At 54.2% G+C, this 16,433-nt stretch carries 13 protein-coding genes; 2 read left to right on the forward strand and 11 right to left on the reverse strand.

Going from position 1 to position 16,433, the window contains the following annotated elements; all coding sequences use genetic code 11:
• Positions 1-42 precede the first annotated feature (42 nt).
• The 4 genes from L21SP2_RS14930 to L21SP2_RS14945 form a co-directional block, all read right to left on the reverse strand.
• Positions 43-1,326: an extracellular solute-binding protein gene (locus L21SP2_RS14930; protein WP_024269415.1), complete on the reverse strand. Its 1,284-nt coding sequence runs from the start codon at positions 1,324-1,326 to the stop codon at positions 43-45.
• Between the two features lie 177 nt (positions 1,327-1,503).
• Positions 1,504-2,469 (reverse strand): LacI family DNA-binding transcriptional regulator, encoded by a 966-nt coding sequence (locus tag L21SP2_RS14935; protein ID WP_024269416.1) that lies wholly within the window; start codon positions 2,467-2,469, stop codon positions 1,504-1,506.
• Positions 2,470-2,620: 151 nt separating this feature from the next.
• Positions 2,621-2,857, reverse strand: a complete 237-nt coding sequence (locus tag L21SP2_RS14940) for a nucleotidyltransferase domain-containing protein (protein WP_024269417.1) — start codon at positions 2,855-2,857, stop codon at positions 2,621-2,623.
• Positions 2,857-3,750 (reverse strand): LysR family transcriptional regulator, encoded by an 894-nt coding sequence (locus L21SP2_RS14945; RefSeq protein WP_024269418.1) that lies wholly within the window; start codon positions 3,748-3,750, stop codon positions 2,857-2,859. Before L21SP2_RS14945 ends, L21SP2_RS14940 begins: the two co-directional genes overlap by 1 nt.
• 98 nt (positions 3,751-3,848) lie before the next feature.
• Between L21SP2_RS14945 and metE the strand changes: the two genes are divergently transcribed.
• Both metE and L21SP2_RS14955 read left to right on the forward strand, forming a co-directional pair.
• On the forward strand, positions 3,849-6,293 hold the full coding sequence (gene metE, locus L21SP2_RS14950) for a 5-methyltetrahydropteroyltriglutamate--homocysteine S-methyltransferase (protein WP_024269419.1): 2,445 nt from the start codon (positions 3,849-3,851) through the stop codon (positions 6,291-6,293).
• Positions 6,294-6,390: 97 nt separating this feature from the next.
• Positions 6,391-6,777 (forward strand): bacteriohemerythrin, encoded by a 387-nt coding sequence (locus tag L21SP2_RS14955; protein ID WP_024269421.1) that lies wholly within the window; start codon positions 6,391-6,393, stop codon positions 6,775-6,777.
• 49 nt (positions 6,778-6,826) lie between these two features.
• On the opposite strand, the gene L21SP2_RS14960 is transcribed toward L21SP2_RS14955, so the two are convergent.
• The 7 genes from L21SP2_RS14960 to cysD form a co-directional block, all read right to left on the reverse strand.
• Positions 6,827-7,681: a hypothetical protein gene (locus tag L21SP2_RS14960; RefSeq protein WP_024269422.1), complete on the reverse strand. Its 855-nt coding sequence runs from the start codon at positions 7,679-7,681 to the stop codon at positions 6,827-6,829.
• Positions 7,674-8,348, reverse strand: coding sequence for a FecR family protein (locus L21SP2_RS14965; RefSeq protein ID WP_024269423.1), 675 nt, complete (start codon positions 8,346-8,348; stop codon positions 7,674-7,676). The genes L21SP2_RS14960 and L21SP2_RS14965 overlap by 8 nt, the downstream gene beginning before the upstream one ends.
• 387 nt (positions 8,349-8,735) lie before the next feature.
• Entirely contained in the window at positions 8,736-12,305 is a 3,570-nt protein-coding gene (locus L21SP2_RS17630) for a DEAD/DEAH box helicase (RefSeq protein ID WP_024269425.1), read from the reverse strand.
• A 39-nt stretch (positions 12,306-12,344) separates the two neighbouring features.
• Positions 12,345-12,842, reverse strand: coding sequence for a hypothetical protein (locus L21SP2_RS14980; protein WP_024269426.1), 498 nt, complete (start codon positions 12,840-12,842; stop codon positions 12,345-12,347).
• A 197-nt stretch (positions 12,843-13,039) separates the two neighbouring features.
• The gene (locus L21SP2_RS14985) at positions 13,040-13,417 is read right to left on the reverse strand and encodes a TraR/DksA family transcriptional regulator (protein WP_081719658.1); all 378 of its coding nucleotides are present in this window, start codon (positions 13,415-13,417) and stop codon (positions 13,040-13,042) included.
• Positions 13,418-13,500: 83 nt separating this feature from the next.
• On the reverse strand, positions 13,501-15,498 hold the full coding sequence (cysN, locus tag L21SP2_RS14990; protein ID WP_024269428.1) for a sulfate adenylyltransferase subunit CysN: 1,998 nt from the start codon (positions 15,496-15,498) through the stop codon (positions 13,501-13,503).
• On the reverse strand, positions 15,498-16,403 hold the full coding sequence (cysD, locus tag L21SP2_RS14995) for a sulfate adenylyltransferase subunit CysD (RefSeq protein WP_024269429.1): 906 nt from the start codon (positions 16,401-16,403) through the stop codon (positions 15,498-15,500). The genes cysN and cysD overlap by 1 nt, the downstream gene beginning before the upstream one ends.
• Positions 16,404-16,433: the final 30 nt, after the last annotated feature.

Genomic DNA, 16,433 nt, shown 5'->3' on the forward strand with positions numbered 1-16,433 from the left:
CTCAGGGTCAGGTCCCGCTGCTTTCAACACATCCTGAGTTATTTACAGACCTGCACGATCTAGTATGGCGTCCAGTTCTTTCTGAGCCTGTTCCACGGCGTCATCAATATCGATCTGACTTGTCATTATCTGGGACAGCATGGCGTTCACCGGGTTCATCCAGTCAGTTCCCACAACCCCGAACTGATAGCCGAATACATTGCCCCGATCGGCACCTTCAAAGACTATCCGGTTGGTCTCTGCTTCCACGGTCTCTTCGTCGAAAAACGGATTATCCGCCAATGCAGTTCTGCTGGGTATTGCCAGCCCCTCTTCAAGAATAAACTGTTGCGCTTCCTCACTGGTGAGTGCTTTCAGGACTTCTACGGCTGCTTCTTTCCTGGGGCTGTCGCTATTAATTCCGTATGCAACAGTGAACAGAAAATTACCCCGCATTCCATCAGAACTAGACCTGGGCAGGAAGGTTGCACCATACTTCAAATTCGGAGCCTCGTTACGGAGGAAGCCGATTATCCAGGCCCCTTCAATTGCCATTGCAACATTTTCTGTGGCGAATGCTCCGCCGCCCCACCCCTGACCGATGTCCGATGGAAGAACGGCAATATCGTCCCGAACCAGTCCAGTGTACCATTCAACCGCTGAAACAAATTCAGACTCGGTCAAATCCGTTCGGCCGCCGCGTCCTCCGAAGGGTTTCCATCCTCTTCCGAACGCAAACGCACCAAATCGGGCGTAGTCCGCAGGAAGGGCAATACCATAAACATCAGGTCCAAGGGATGCAATCTTCCCGGCCTTTTCCGCCAGTGACTCCCAGGTATCTTCCTCCGTCGGATATTCCACTCCCGCCTCATCGAACAGATCCTTGTTATAGATTAGAGCAAGGGTATTAAAATCTTTCGCTATCCCGTACAGGTTTCCGTCCGATGTATACGCCTGATTGAGACTTTCAATAAAGGGAGATTCGTCGATTAATGAGTTCAGAGGCTCAACCTTACCGGTGGAAATAATTCCCGGAGCTGTCTCAACCGGAATGTAGAATATGTCCCCTGCGGTACCTGCAGAGAGTGCATTGAACAGAGCTGCATTGTAATCACCTTCCAGAGGTTCATATACAACCTCGATATTCTTCGCCAATAACCCGTCACCGATAACCTCATCCAGCAAGCGGGCAACAATGGCAGGATCCTGTCCCCCGTAACCCATAATACGGACCCGCTGAATATCAGCATTTCCTGCGGAATCGGCGGGTGTTTCACCTGCTCCTTCAGCCCAGATAAAACTGAATACCATGAACATTGCGAAAACCATTATACCTAATCTTTTCATACCCGTTCTCTCCTTTGTTCTGTTTTGTAAACGGTTACATGATTATTCTGAACCCCTTTGGCTCTCAGGTCAAGTAAACTTTGTAAATTTTGTAACCGTTTACATTTTGTATCAGGAAGGGGAGCATCCCGGACACAGCATCTGCTCCCGGCATCGAATACCCTGCAGATCAGGCGGCTATACGCAGCGGCAGGTAGTTTGGCGGGCAATCAATTGAACCGGCATGGTTATATGCCTGGGAGCTCTCCCTTCAATTTGTTCGCTCAGCAAGACCAGGGTCTCATCGGCAAGAGATGGGATGTCCTGATGAATCGTTGTAAACCTTTCACCTATTTCCGGAAGATCATCATACCCGACTATAGATACATCTCCGGGACATGATATTTGATGATCTTCCAGACAGCGAAACGCTCCGGCTGCCATCTCATCGGATGCAGCAAAAATAGCCGTAAAATCCTTGTCCCTTTGTAAATAGTTGGACAGTCCGCGATATGCGCCCAGAGCAGTGAATCCACCGTCGATTTGAGGTTTCGGATCCTGTTCGATACCATTATCCCTAAGGGCTGCAATGAATCCTTCATAGCGGTCATTGGATGCCTGATGCTGCAGGTACCCTCCGATATGAACAATTTTCCGGTGTCCCAGAGCAATCAGATGACTTCCGGCCTGATACCCGCCGTCAAAATCATCACCATTTATGGAGGAAATTCCTTCACCCCGTCCCAGAAGCACAAACGGAACCTGCCGTTCCTTCAAAAAGGTAATCCGCGGGTCCGCATCGTGAGCACCGAAAAGTATCATTCCGTCGGTCAACTGCTCAGGGAGTCCGTTGGAAAGATTCCCCACTTCCTCAAAACGCAATCCGTCGACCCTCGCCCGATTCATAAGACTTTCTGTAAACAAAAAGAAAAACGGCGTCAGCCTCTTGGTTCCCGGAGCGACATTCAACCCTATCCGCAGACCGGAACGGGTTGAAAGCTCCCTGGCCGCTATATCCGGTTGATATCCCAGAGATTTCATCGCCTCCAGCACACGCTGCCTGGTATATTCCTTCACCCCCGGCCGATTATTTAAAACCCGGCTTACCGTACCAATTGAGACACCTGATTCCTGTGCAACTTCCCGTATTGTAATTTTGCTCATTTTTTGAACCGTTTACACAACCTAACATATCCGTACAATCGACACCAGCATTATCCTTCCCGGATGGGCTGTCTGCCCCTGTCTGTACTGCCCCTGTCTGTACTGCCCCTGTCTGTACTGCCGCCGGCCTTGCCCGGGCAATAGCTGAAACCTATATATCCGTATTGTTATCCCGCCGGTAGATACACTGCCCGACCCGGTCGATCTCAATGGAATGGGTGACCAGAGTAATATCCACATCCGAGGCATGGCGATGTGTCCCTTTCGCCCGGGATCCGTAGAGAATGCAGGCCTGGATCTCATGAAATTCGGCGAAAATTTCCCGGAGTTTTTCGTTGATTTCGGCTGAGAGTCCGGGAATGTTTGAAACGCGCCTGCATGGATCCATTATTCATCTCCGGAAGCATTTTCAGCAGCCGCCTGCAAAAAGCCCGCAATGTCTTCCCGGGTCTCGTCTTCCTTCCGTACCCCCGCACTGAGAACCTTGTGAAGCCCCTCCTCCCCGATACGCCGGCTGACGATGCCGTCTGTGTCGGGAATGAGCCAGTCGGGCATAACGGTGATTCCCCGCCCGGCTTCCACCAGCAGGAGCATCATTTCATGGCTGTCTAACTCCCGGCGCTGGGGCAGCATGTTTCCCCCGGGTATGAGGAAGCGGGTGTAGATATCCAGACGGGTAATTTCCACCGGATAGGTGAGAAGCAGTTCGCCGGAGAGGTCTTCCGGCAGCAGTTCAGCTTTTTCTGCCAGGGGGTGGGCGGCGGAAAGCACCAGGCGCAGCTCGTAGCTTTTCAGGGGATGGAAACGCAGGGATTTCAGTACGTAGGGGTCGGGCGTAATCAACAAATCGATTTTATGGTTCAGCAGGGCATCCATGGCGGCAAACTGAAACTCCCGGTCAATCCGGGTGTCCGTTCCCGGATACTTGGCCAGAAAACGCTTGAGACTCTGCAGCAACCACTGATAACAGGGGTGGCACTCCACACCGATGATCAGCGTGGAGGCTACGCCCGAGCGCCTGTTGGCCAGCTCCTCTTCCAGCTTGGCAAAGCGGGGGAGAATCTGCCCCGCCGAACGGAGTATTGCCTGTCCTGCGCCGGTAAGGACGATGCGCCTGCCCTGTTTTTCCCAGATCTGCAGCCCCAGCTGATTCTCCAGCCGCCGGATGCTGTGAGTGAGCGCAGGCTGGCTCAATGCCAGGGCCTCCGCCGCCCGGGACAGAGTCCCCTCCCGGGATAATGACTCAAGTATTTCCAGATGCTGCCGCTCGATGATATTCATATAACAATATGTAATGGAATTATAAGAAAATATCAATTTTACTTATGCTTTTCTTTCGTTAGTCTTGTCCCAGATATCGCAGCAGGAGGTCAGTGCATATGAACATACGATTGCACAGCCTGGGGCTTCCCAGGATCGGAAAAAACAGAGAACTGAAACGGGCCCTGGAATCGTACTGGAAGGGCAAAATCAGCCAAGCCCGGCTTGAAGAACAGGGCCGGAATATCCGCATGGAAAACTGGCAGCTTCAGAAGCAAAACGGTCTGGATATGGTGAATGTGGGGGATTTCAGCTTCTACGACCATGTGCTGGATACTTCGTTTCTCCTGGGGCATCTTCCCCGCCGCTTCGAGAGCGCCCCCGTGTCCTCGGAGCTGGATCTGTATTTCGGCGTGGCCCGGGGCCTCACTCAGCAGCACATAGAACCCTCGGCCATGACCAAGTGGTTCGATACCAACTATCACTATATTGTTCCCGAAATTGATACCGGCACCCGCTTCACCCCCCGCACACAGGGCCTGATATCCCGGATCCGGGAAGCTGCGGATGCAGGATTCACCCCCAAACTTCAGCTGTTGGGGCCGCTGAGCTATCTCTATCTCAGTAAATCCTCCAATCCCGGTTCCTCGGATTCTGAAGCTGCCCGGAGCAAACTGGATGTACTGGATGCCCTAACCGAAGCATACCGCAGAATTCTTCAGGACGCAGCCGCCGCAGGAGTTGAATGGGTACAGATCGATGAACCGATTCTGGTTCTGGACTCCCTGGATGATGCCTGGCGGGACGGATTCGCCCGGGCCTATGAACGGCTGAACGAAGCATTCCCCCGGGAATCCGGCTCTAATAGCCGGGACGGCGGCAGAGATAACGAAGATAACAATGACAGCGGCGGCCTCTCACCCAACGACAGCACGGGAGGGGCCGGCGGCGGCCTGAAGCTTTTACTCACCACCTATTTTGAAAGCATAGAAGAGGAACTGGAAACAGTGCTGAACCTTCCGGTTGCAGGCATTCATCTGGATTACGAGAAAAATCGTAAACTTCTCCCCCGGATTCTCAAAGGCCTGGATGCCCGGCAGATACTTAGCCTTGGTGTTGTAAACGGCCGCAGCCCCTGGCGGGAGGACCTGGATGCCCGTGCGACGGAATTGAAGGAAGAGCTCATCCCCTTGCTTGACGGGAACCGGCAGTCCCGCACCAGCCGCCTGTGGCTGGCCCCCACCTGTTCTCTTCTCCATCTGCCCTGGAGCATTCAGGGCGAACAGCTTCCCCGAGAGCTGGAAGGCGTGCTGGGCTTCACCGTTGAGAAGCTGGCCGACCTGAACAGGCTGGGTTCGCTCCTGAAAGGACGCCGGCCCGAGAAAGGGGAGCAGAAACCGGTCAGTCAGGCTCCCGCAGCGGGAGGGGAACCTGAACCCCTGCGGACCAGCGGAACTGACGAAATCCTTGACCCGAACGTGGAGGAATTACTCAAGACACCCCGGACATCCTTTGCCCGGCGCAGTGAGCTGCAGCAGGAGGCGTTGAATCTTCCGAGCCTGCCCACCACCACCATCGGCTCCTTCCCCCAAACCCCGGATATTCGAAAACTCCGCCTGTCCTGGAAGCGGGGAGAGATTGATACTGACGCCTACGAGAAACGTATAAAAGAGATTATTGAACAGAACATCCGTCTTCAGGAGGAGATCGGTCTGGATGTACTGGTCCACGGCGAACCCGAGCGCTCTGACATGGTGAGCTTCTTCGCCGACCGGCTGGAGGGGGTATGGAGCAGCAAGGCAGGCTGGGTGCAGTCCTACGGCAGCCGCTGCGTAAAACCGCCGGTGATACACGCATCGGTACGGCGCAGCCCCGACCTGGGCTGGAAGTGGATCAGCTACGCCCAGGGTCTCACAGACAAACCGGTGAAAGGGATGCTTACCGGGCCGGTGACAATCATGAAATGGTCCTTTGTTCCACCCCACACTCCGCCGGAGAAGATCGCATACAATATCGCACTGGCCCTCCGGGAAGAAGTGCTGGAGCTGGAGAGCAACGGCATATCCATTATTCAGATTGATGAGCCGGCCTTCCGGGAAGTGCTGCCCCTGAAGCAGCTGAAGTGGCCCCGGGCCCTGGAATGGGGGGCAGAAGCGTTCCGCTTGAGCCACGCAGGGGTGAAGGACGGTACGCAGATTCACAGCCACATGTGCTACTCGGACTTCAACAGCATCTTCGAAGGGATCGATGCCATGGATGCCGACGTGATCAGCATAGAAACCAGCCGCTCACAGGGCGAACTGTTCGGCGAACTGGCAAAGAAGGGCTACACCAAGGGCCTGGGCCCGGGGGTCTACGACATCCACAGCCCTCTGGTCCCGGAAGCCCGGGAAATACGCACACGGGTCGACCGGGCCCTTGCCCACCTTGATCCCCGGCAGCTCTGGGTGAACCCCGACTGCGGCCTGAAAACCCGCAGCTGGGATGAAGCCAAGCCCGCCCTGAAGGCCATGGTTGACTCGGCACGGGAGCTGCGGAACAATGCCGTTCAGGAAGGCGTATAGCGTCCTGGCATGCTGCTGATACCGAAAAAATGCAAATTCATCAGCTTTTTCGGGTCAGCAGCATGAATTTCACCACTTTCCTGAGTAAAATAGTTATATGACAAAAGAAAACCGGAAGTTCGCAAGGGTGAACGATCCGCAAATAGACGACGCGCACGCAGAGATAATCCGCACCATGGATGAGGCCGCCACGGTCACCAGCAAGGCCGGGCTTCTCTCGGTGATTATCGATATATATAAACATGCCTCGGTGCATTTCCTGGAAGAGGAACAGTTCATGAAGGATCAGGATATGCCCCGGGATTTTATATATGAGCACAGCGGGCATCATATCAGACTGAGGAAACACATTCAGTCGGTGATCATGGACATTGAAAGCTACAGCCTGGACGAACTGAAGAAGCTTCTGAATGAGATGAAGGACTTAATGCTTCACCACATAGAATCGGTGGATTCCCGAATGACCGAGTATCTGGATCCCTGACAGCCCTCTGCCGGAACGGCTCTTCCGCAATGCAGAGCCCCGACCGGCATCACTTCAGATCGGGGGTGAAGATTATGCCGGCCCCTGCACGGAAGATGTCGGGTGAGTAGCGATAATCCAGTCCCGCCTCCCGTCCGTCAGCGCTCGTTTCCCATGTGGTCCTGTTCCAGCCCAGCCGAAGCTCCAGTTTCACCCCGTCGCTGAGATGGTACAGACCGTTTGCATAGAGATCATGGCTATATATTCCGCTGGAAAAATTCAGGCCGATACCCGCGGCATACGCCAGGCTCAGGTTGAACACCGGGCTGCGCCGTACAAGATACACATAGGTGAGTCCCGGGCGTATATACAGGCTCTGCTGGCCGTTGTGGAAGTTATACAGATAGCGGGCTTTTACCCCACCCACCCAATCTTCGCCGGGAAGGAAGGGCAACAGAACCCTGGGCGTGGCATCTGCAATAATCAGATGCTCCAGGCGGCGGGAACTGTCGGCCCAGCTCCAGCCTCCTGCACCGTCGGAAATCCAGTCATCGTCGTGACGGGAGCCGAGCTGCATGCGATAAAACGCCCCCAGCTTCAGATTGTCAATCACCCGAAGGTATGCTCCGGCGGTCAGGCTGCTCAGTCCCAGCGGCATGGAGTCCGGCTGAAATGCAGCGGAGAGTTCAACGAGGGGATCGACCCGTCCTGTATCCGGGGCAAACACCGCCCGGAGATCAAATTCAACCGGACTTTCCTCAACCTCAGAGGGAACATGCTGGTCCGCCCATGCGCCGGCGGGGAAAATACTCAGCATTGCGGCGAGCACCCCCAGCATAAAACCGGGCCTGGGAAAGTAAGCGGATACCGATCGAAGGATTTTCCCGCCGCTGTTTCCGGACGGGTTCGCATGCAGGTCAATCATAGTCGATATCCAGCAAATCATCGTACAGGGCCTCGGCACTGGTATCGTCGGCAACGGACCCCGCCTGAGGATCCATGTTCCAGTTCAGCTCTGTGGTCCACTCGTAAAAGCGGGGATCGGTGATGGTTTTCCCTGCAAGAATATTGATTCCTTCTCCCTCTCTTACCAGGGTTTCCCCGGAGGGATCCACTTGGGGGACCGAGACTCCCACAACACCCTCATTCACGCAGAGCCATACATCAGGCTCGTCTTCCACCTGCTTTCCGAAGAGGGTGAAGAACTCTGTGCCCCTCACCCCCGCCACCATGGAGCCGGCCCGGAGATCAAACTCCTTTCCTCCCAGGCGGTGCAGGCGGGAAAACACGCCTCCCCGTTTCAGCTCAACGGAAATATCATCCTGAATAGAATCAAGAATCAGTTCGGTATCCGGAAGAAGCTTTACCTGCCCCCTGTCATCTATGTTGATAATCACCAGTCCGTCCCCTCCGGTGACCAATACATCGCCCTGCTGAAGCTCATCCCCGAAATCCGGGGTGATTCTGTTTCCCGAGCGTTGAAGGGTTACATCCCCTTCCAGATATTCAATAAAACCGTTCTGTGCGACCAGCGTCACCGCCGGCATCAAAAGAACTGCGAGCAGCAATACGAAACGGAATGTGCGAAACATACATCATCTCCTGGAGAAAAAAATTTTCTCGTGTTTCTAATACAGTGCACGGAAGCTTGTGAAAAGCCTGGGAATCAGGAATTATTTCCGGTCAGGCCGCTACCGATAGAGGCCTGATAATGTGCACCGCCACATCAAGTGCCGCCTTGGTGGCATGCCTTTCGCTCCACAAGCTTCCGTGCACTGCATACTTCTCACAGGTAATACTATAGCGTAACAGTCAGAAATTCTTATCCACCAGGAGGTTGGGGAAAATTTTTTCAGCTCTTCTGTTTTATTTTGATTCTGCCGAATTTTGATTCTGCCGAATTTTGATTCTGTCGAAGCTTTTCTTTTCTGATTCTGCCGAAGCATCGCTGCAATACCATCTCGTAATTAATCAGATACTTAATCAGATTCGCCGGCACTCGATCGAAACAGCCACAGGATCTCCTCACGGTCCAGGTTGCTGAACAGCGACTCGCCGCTGCCGAAGATCTCTTCGGTGAGTTTGCGTTTTTGCTCCTGGAGCTGGCGCACCCGTTCTTCTATGCTGTCTTCAACAATAAAGCGCATCGCCAGAACCCGCCGGGTTTGACCGATGCGGTGACTCCGGTCAATAGCCTGGGATTCAACCGCAGGATTCCACCATGGATCCACAATGCATACATAATCCGCTTCGGTCAGATTTATCCCAACGCCTCCGGCCCGGAGGCTGAGGAGAAATATCTGCTTGTTTTCGTCTTCCTGAAAGGATTTGATTTGTTCATTTCGCCGGGCTGCGCTTAGCGAACCGTCCAGGTAGGCATAGTCCATGCCCCGTGCATCCAGGCGGGTGCTGATCAGCCGGAGAACCTTCACAAACTGACTGAATACCAGGACTGAGTGTCCTTCGCCGGAAGCCTCCTGGAGCTTTTCCACCAGCAAATCAAGTTTCGCCGACACTTCTGGACCGCCCACCAGCTGGGGAGCAATGGCGGCCTGGCGCAGATGAATGAGAGTCTGAAGGATGGCAATTCCAGCTTCATGGGCCTCCATGGACGCCATGATCTCAAGCACTTTTTGCCGGCAGGCCTGCTCGAGTTTTCGATAAAATTTCTTTTCCTGAGTTCCCCGGCGAACAGTGATGAGTAATTCTTCTTTCTCCGGCAAATCCAGTGCGATCTCCTCCTTGGTTCGGCGGAGAAAGAACGGACGAATCCGCCGCTGAAGCTCCCCGATTGCAGCATCTCCGGCAGATTTGGACACGAATCGGCGCTTGAACCTGTCCCGTTTCCATAGGAGACCGGGGTTGGCAATCTCCATGAGCGACCAGAGGTCCATCAGACTGTTTTCGACCGGAGTACCCGAAAGGATCAGACGCTGGGATGCCGTTATCTCTTTCAATGCCCGATGCAGTTTGGTACGGGAATTTTTAAACTGCTGCCCCTCATCCAGAATATTCAGGCAGAATTCCCGGGCTGTGAACATTTCCATGTCCCGAAGCATGGTCTGATACGAACAAAGAATAGTGCCGCACCCCGGGAGCTGTGACGCCCTGGCGCTTCCCGCATGGAGATGAACTGTTTCGTCAGGAAGAAAGCGTCCGATTTCCCGCTCCCAGTTCCCCAAAGTGGATACGGGTGCAAGCACCAGTGCCGCACGCCGGTCATTCTGTTCACGGTAGTCGGCCAGAATCCCAATGGCCTGAATGGTTTTACCCAGTCCCATATCGTCCGCCAGGATTCCCCCCGCTCCAATGTTCTTAAGGAACCGCAGCCATGCCAGCCCGGTTTGCTGATACGGCCGCAGTTCCGCCCGAAACCCCGCCGCCCCCGGTGTATCGGTGGTGGAAAAGGCCCATTCCGCCTTCTCAGCCATACTGAGAATACTGTTGAGAAAGCCCTGTTCCGGCCCTTTTGTGGAGCTGCCGCTCTGGCCGTTTTCTTCAAGCAGCGTGCGGATGTAGTCTCCGGCTTCGGCATCCAAGGGGTGAATACGCACTTCGCTCTCGTCAGATGCTTGTGAATCCCCTTCCAGATCCAGTTCTCTCAATTTCTGCCATGCCCGTATGCGCCGGGTGTCTATCAGCCGGTACGCTCCCCGGGACTTCAGTAAGTTCCACAAGCCGTCAACCTCAAACCGGGATAGCCGGTCAGCCTCGGGGCGTCCGGATTGCTCAGGATCAGTACCACGTAGGCGGGCATGCAACCCCAGCCAGTCTATGCCGGAAGTGACTTCAATTTGGATGGATCCCCCGGAGTATACCGGCTTCCTGTTGATAAACAATTTGGTATCTCCCCGGTCAATATCCGGGAGAAACTCATTCACGATCTGTTCCATGAGCTCACCCGGGGGCACGCCGTCAAAATTGTAGCATTCATCCCCAGAACGGAATTCCACCAGGGCGCCCAGGCCGTCGGCTATGCGCTCAGCCCTCATTTCAAAATCCGCCTCGGCCTCATAGTCAGGGATCATCCGCAGCTCACCCTGTTCTCCCGAAAATTCCACCCAGGGTTTCCGTTTCGCCATGGGCGCCAGCTCTCCGGAATCGTACTTCACCGTGGGACGCATTGTGAGAGAAAACCCCAAATCCACATAAAGCCTGAATTCAGGCCGGGCGCTTGGAAGAGATGTGAGGGGAACAGGACCATGTATGTGCACAATATCTTTGAGAGAACTCAGGGACTTCAGTTTTTCCTTGAGAAGTTCTATTGCGGCTTCCCGATAGCCAACCGAAGTAGAACTGATAAGCTGAAGGATCTCGCCGGTGTACATATTCCTCAGGCTGTCAACAGGGCTCTTCTCCGGGGCCGAGTCTTCATCTACCTGACCATCCTCTTTTCCCGGCAACTGAGAGGAACTCACGGCTGGACTGCTTCCAAGAGAATCGCTCTCATAAAGAACTCCATTCAATGCATCCAGAAAAAACAGATCCGGGCCTGCATAAATAACCGACACAAAGCGCCTGGGACATCGGGAGATCACCCGGCCATCGGCAGACAAAAAACTGATGCTGGAGGTGTATACGCGCTGACTGTTTCCGAAGTCGGGAATTCCCGATCGGTCAACAGCCAGCGTGGGGAAGCTGACCTCCCCGTCTTCAATAAACTCAATACGTATGGAATCCGGAGAAGATACCTTCAGCTCCTGAAACCCGCGCTGGATTGGAAAAATAAGTCGGGGTGAGCTCCGGCCGTTTGTATGTTCATCAAACAGGGTTCGCAGCCATCCGGAAACATCAAAACGCCGATCTTCAGTGTTCATCGCCTGGTTAATGATCTGATACAGAAGCAGATGTGACTGTGCCCCTGCACGGAGTTTCATGTTCGGATTCCAGCGGATGTATGCCCCCGGCGTGCCATCCTGTTTGATGTATTGTCCATAAATATCAAGGAACCAGCCGCTTCTGAACGAATTGACGGAGGAAGTCGGCCGGCCGTCAATCTTTCCACGCCGGTTATCCAGCAAAATACAGGGGAAATACTGCTTCCTAGGCTGCCGGCCCTGTTCCCCACCAAATTCCCCGGGCTCATGTTCCGCTGCTCGAGGAGCATCGCCGCTGTGATCACCCTCGTTTTTCGGATCCAGACGCGACGAAAAACTGATCATTGAATCCAGCATTCTTACAACAGGATGATCTGACAAACCGCCATCATCGTGTACATCAGGCTCAGCCCCTTCGTCGCTTTCACTGGACTGCGTCCCGTTGAGAAAAAGATCTTCCTGAAAAGCCGTGATTATCGCTGCAGCCATGTGTTTGCAGGTATCGCCATAGGGACAATTGCAGTTGGCATGAAAATTACCCTCTTCAATAGAGGAATGGATGAAAACCGTATACGGGACGGCAGCGCTGCCTGCCACACGGAACTGAACCCCATCAGGTTTTCGGTAATACTCTTTAACCTTGCCCAGTCGTGCGTAATCCTCTCCACGCTTCCAAATCTGAGGGGAAAAAAATTGTGATCGAATTATATGCAATAGCGTGTGGTTATTCATGCAGATTCCGTAGCCTTCAACGCAACAAGATAGCGGGCATTATAACCCGGCCAGGGCCAGCCCCACCGGCACGGCAGCGATCAGCAAGGCAAGAATGGAGGAAAAAATTGTGAATCTCCGGTTGGATTCATCAAAGCGTTTATCCATCTGTTCAAACCGTTTGTCCACCTTTTCAAACCGCTTGTCAACCTGCTCAAATCTCTTGTCCACTTCCCCAAAGCGGCGGTCCATCTGAATCTGCATGTCATTGAAGCGCCGGTCCAGGTAGCTTTGCATCTCTGCGAATCGCTGGTCGGATTGAGCCTGCTGCTCGGCAAAGCGGGCGTCAATGCTCTTTTGAAGATCCTTAATAGCTTCATACTGATGCTTCAGCTCTTCCTCAACCCGGACGATTCGTTCGCTTAAGGCGTAGCCGGCGAATGGAGAAACCGCTGCTGCAGCTTTTTGCTCCTGCTCCATAATCCATTGTGAGAAGTTTTCTTTAATATATGCTTCGATTTGCTGGAAATCCTGCTCTGTCATTTTTGCTTCCGCCATCTTCTCCCCCGGTTTACCCTACAGCAGGGCGGCTTCATATCTATTACCGGAAATTCCGGGGAGTCTGATTTATCATGAATCATATTTTACCACATATGCGGGGTAATTTCACCCAGCATTCCTGTGGCACTGCAGCGATCCTTACGGAAGAACCGTCAGTGCAGGAGTGTATATAGGGCTGGATCTCTAAGAGAATATCAGCGGCGGCCGGGCTTTTCAGAGCAGGGAACGCAGATGAGGGCTTGGGGAACCAGCCGGAGCCGACCGATGGGCATGGGCTTGCCGCAGCGGATGCAGTTCCCGTAGGTTCCTCCATCCATCCGGCTCAGAGCATTGCGAAGACGCTCCAGATTCCGCTTCGTTTCACCGAGAATATGCTCGTTCACCCCTTTATCGTTCAGGGCTTCCATCCGTGTGAGCCTTCCCAGACTGCAGCTTGGACTCACAGCCTGGGTTTCCTCATTGAGATAGGGCAGCTGCTCTTCAAGCTCCTGAATACGCTGTCGGATTAACTGCTCTAGTTCGCTCAACTCTTCGACGGAAAGCGCCGTTGATTCGGACTGGTTCATAGACATTGGTTTATAGACCCTTTTTCATACACGCAAAATCATGGGCACCGCAGGTGAGTCGTACGATGGCAGCAGATCCATGGATATGATCAGATCATCTCCCGCAGTATGGTAACCGCCTGCTCAACCGACACCTTCTGGGTATCCAGAAATACTTCCGCATCGTGGTTCACCTCATAGGGCTGATGGATTCCGGTGAAGTCATTGATTTCTCCCGCTTCCGCTTTTTTGTACAGCCCCTTGGGATCACGGCGCTTGGCCTCTTCAAGATCCACTTTCACATGAACCTCTCTGAAGCGGCCTTCAGGGAAGAGACGGCGAACCTCGTCCCGCATGGCTTTCCGGGGGCTGATGAAGGTGCACAGCACGATGAATCCGGCGTCATAAAAAAGCTTGGCGGCATGGCCTACCCGCCGGATGTTCTCCTGGCGGTCGGCTTCGCTGAATCCCAGATCGCCGTTCAGACCGTGGCGGATATTGTCGCCGTCAAGCATCACCACCTGCCGGCCTTCTGCGAAAAGACGTTTTTCCAAGGCTTTGGCGATGGTGCTTTTTCCGCTTCCCGAAAGACCGGTGAACCAGAAGATCTGAGCCTTGTGACCGTTCCGTTCTTCACGGGCGGCCAGGCTTACGTCGGTGTCTTCCCATTTCACATTGGGGCTTACCGTGCTGCGCTCAGCCGGGGTCCGGGATGCAGGTTCATCTCCGGCGGCCTGCCGTGCGCTGTGACGGATCATGCCGGCAGCTACGGTGAGATTGGTGGCAGGATCAATGAGCACAAAGCTTCCGGTCTGCCGGTTGCGGCTGTAGGCATCAAAATAGAGGGGGTGGGCGGTTTCGATCCGCACCGCCCCGATCTCATTCAGAGTAAGGCTTTCGGCGGGGTTGTGGGACAGATCGTTCACATCGATATTGTATTCCAGCCGGTTCACATAGGCCTGAACCCGTCGGGTGGTCTGCTGAAGAATGTAATGGTTGGAAAGTGAAAGATCGTTGGAATCGTCCATCCAGCAGAGTACCGCCTCGAAGGTGGTTGAAGATTCGGGAAGATCCTCGCTCTTGACGATCATATCTCCCCGGGAAATATCAATTTCATCTTCCAGAGTGAGGATAACCGACTGACTCTCAAAAGCCTCTTCCAGCTCTCCCTCATAGGTCACAATGGACTGTACGCTGCTGGTCTTGTTGGACGGCAGGGCGGTTATGGCATCGCCCTTTTTTACCGTACCCGAGGCGATTCTTCCGGCGAATCCCCGGAAATCCAGATGGGGACGAACCACGTACTGAACCGGGAAACGGAAATCTTCCAGATTCCGGTCGCCGGCCAGGATGACAGTTTCAAGATGATGGAGCACCGAGCGGCCCTCGTACCAGTCCATGTTGCTGCTCTTATCCACCACATTGTCCCCGGTGAGGGCTGAGATGGGAATAAAGCTGATATCATCTATTGCCAGATTGTCGCAGAAATCGGTGTAATCGGAAACGATATTGTTGAACACCTCTTCGGACCAGTCCACCAGGTCCATCTTGTTCACCGCCACCACCAGATGGGGAATCCCCAGCAGACTGGCGATGAAACCGTGGCGCTTGCTTTGGGTCAGCACACCTTTCCGGGCGTCTATCAGCACGATTGCCAGGTCTGCGGTGGATGCGCCGGTCACCATGTTCCGTGTGTACTGTTCGTGTCCCGGAGTGTCGGCAATAATGAACTTCCGTTTGGGAGTGGAGAAATAGCGGTAGGCCACATCGATGGTGATGCCCTGCTCCCGCTCGGCTCGCAGGCCGTCGGTCAAAAGGGCCAGGTTCACATCCTCTTCTCCACGGAGCTGGCTGGAAGCTTCAAGCTGTTCCATCTGATCCTGGAAGATGGCCTTGCTGTCGAACAGCAGGCGGCCGATGAGGGTGGATTTGCCATCATCCACGCTGCCTGCGGTGGTGAAGCGCAGCAGCTCCCGGTTTAAGTATTCTTCGATATTGTATTCATCCTGTTCGCCTGGGGCATGTACGCCGGTGTCTGTCTGACCGGCTGCAGCCTGAGCGGCGGAGGACTGTGTATGCTCGTCGTCTTTTCTGGTCTTTGAACTCATTAAAAATACCCCTGTTTCTTCCGGTCTTCCATTGCGGCTTCGCTCCGCTTGTCGTCCGCACGGCCGCCCCGTTCTGTGGTCCGGGTTGCTGCGATCTCTGCGATAATTTCTTCAACATTCCGGGCGGGACTCTCAACCCCGCCGGTGCAGGTCATATCCCCGATGGTTCTGAACCGGACTTCCTTCTCCACCGGCTCTTCACCGGGAAGCTTCTCAATCACTTCACTGTCTCCGAGAATCACACCGTCCCGGATCAGCACCTTCCTGGTGTGGGAGAAGTAGAGGCTGGGCATGGGGATGTTCTCCAGTGCGATGTAGCTCCACACGTCCAGCTCCGTCCAGTTGGATATGGGAAACACACGGAAGTGTTCGCCCATGTTTTTCTGGGCATTGAAAATGTTCCAGAGTTCGGGACGCTGGCTTTTCGGGTCCCATTGACCGAAACGGTTTCTGAAGCTGAAGAAGCGCTCCTTCGCCCGGGCCTTCTCCTCGTCCCGGCGGGCTCCGCCCATGGCGGCGTCAAACTTGTGCTCCTTGATGGCATCCAGGAGAGTCACCGTCTGCAGGGAGTTTCGGCTTGCATAGGGTCCGCTTTCTTCGGTCACCCGGCCGGAGTCGATGGAATCCTGGACGTGGGCAACGATCAGGTTCGCCTCGTAGTCTTTAATAAACTGATCCCGAAACTCGATGGTCTCGGCAAAATTGTGTCCGGTATCCACATGCATCAGGGGAAAAGGTATTTTCCCGGGATAAAAGGCCTTTCTGGCCAGATGAGCCATGCAGATGGAATCCTTCCCGCCGGAGAACAGCATTACCGGCCGCTCAAATTGTGCAGCCACCTCCCTGATGACGTATATGGCTTCGGATTCCAGTGATCGCAAATGATTCAGATGATACTTTTTCATAGGTCTGTCCTTGCCCTCCCCGCCCGGTCA

The sequence above is a fragment of the Salinispira pacifica genome (assembly GCF_000507245.1).
GTDB classification, from domain to species: Bacteria; Spirochaetota; Spirochaetia; order DSM-27196; family Salinispiraceae; genus Salinispira; species Salinispira pacifica.

Excerpts from the sequence above, each read along its gene's own strand:
- metE (WP_024269419.1), top strand. The coding sequence starts at position 3,849 with ATGAACATACGATTGCACAGCCTGGGGCTTCCCAGGATCGGAAAAAAC.
- L21SP2_RS14955 (WP_024269421.1), top strand. The coding sequence starts at position 6,391 with ATGACAAAAGAAAACCGGAAGTTCGCAAGGGTGAACGATCCGCAAATA.
- cysN (WP_024269428.1), bottom strand. The coding sequence starts at position 15,498 with ATGAGTTCAAAGACCAGAAAAGACGACGAGCATACACAGTCCTCCGCC.
- L21SP2_RS14985 (WP_081719658.1), bottom strand. The coding sequence starts at position 13,417 with ATGTCTATGAACCAGTCCGAATCAACGGCGCTTTCCGTCGAAGAGTTG.
- L21SP2_RS14945 (WP_024269418.1), bottom strand. The coding sequence starts at position 3,750 with ATGAATATCATCGAGCGGCAGCATCTGGAAATACTTGAGTCATTATCC.
- L21SP2_RS14930 (WP_024269415.1), bottom strand. The coding sequence starts at position 1,326 with ATGAAAAGATTAGGTATAATGGTTTTCGCAATGTTCATGGTATTCAGT.
- L21SP2_RS17630 (WP_024269425.1), bottom strand. The coding sequence starts at position 12,305 with ATGAATAACCACACGCTATTGCATATAATTCGATCACAATTTTTTTCC.
- cysD (WP_024269429.1), bottom strand. The coding sequence starts at position 16,403 with ATGAAAAAGTATCATCTGAATCATTTGCGATCACTGGAATCCGAAGCC.
- L21SP2_RS14935 (WP_024269416.1), bottom strand. The coding sequence starts at position 2,469 with ATGAGCAAAATTACAATACGGGAAGTTGCACAGGAATCAGGTGTCTCA.
- L21SP2_RS14965 (WP_024269423.1), bottom strand. The coding sequence starts at position 8,348 with ATGTTTCGCACATTCCGTTTCGTATTGCTGCTCGCAGTTCTTTTGATG.
- L21SP2_RS14980 (WP_024269426.1), bottom strand. The coding sequence starts at position 12,842 with ATGGCGGAAGCAAAAATGACAGAGCAGGATTTCCAGCAAATCGAAGCA.
- L21SP2_RS14940 (WP_024269417.1), bottom strand. The coding sequence starts at position 2,857 with ATGGATCCATGCAGGCGCGTTTCAAACATTCCCGGACTCTCAGCCGAA.
- L21SP2_RS14960 (WP_024269422.1), bottom strand. The coding sequence starts at position 7,681 with ATGATTGACCTGCATGCGAACCCGTCCGGAAACAGCGGCGGGAAAATC.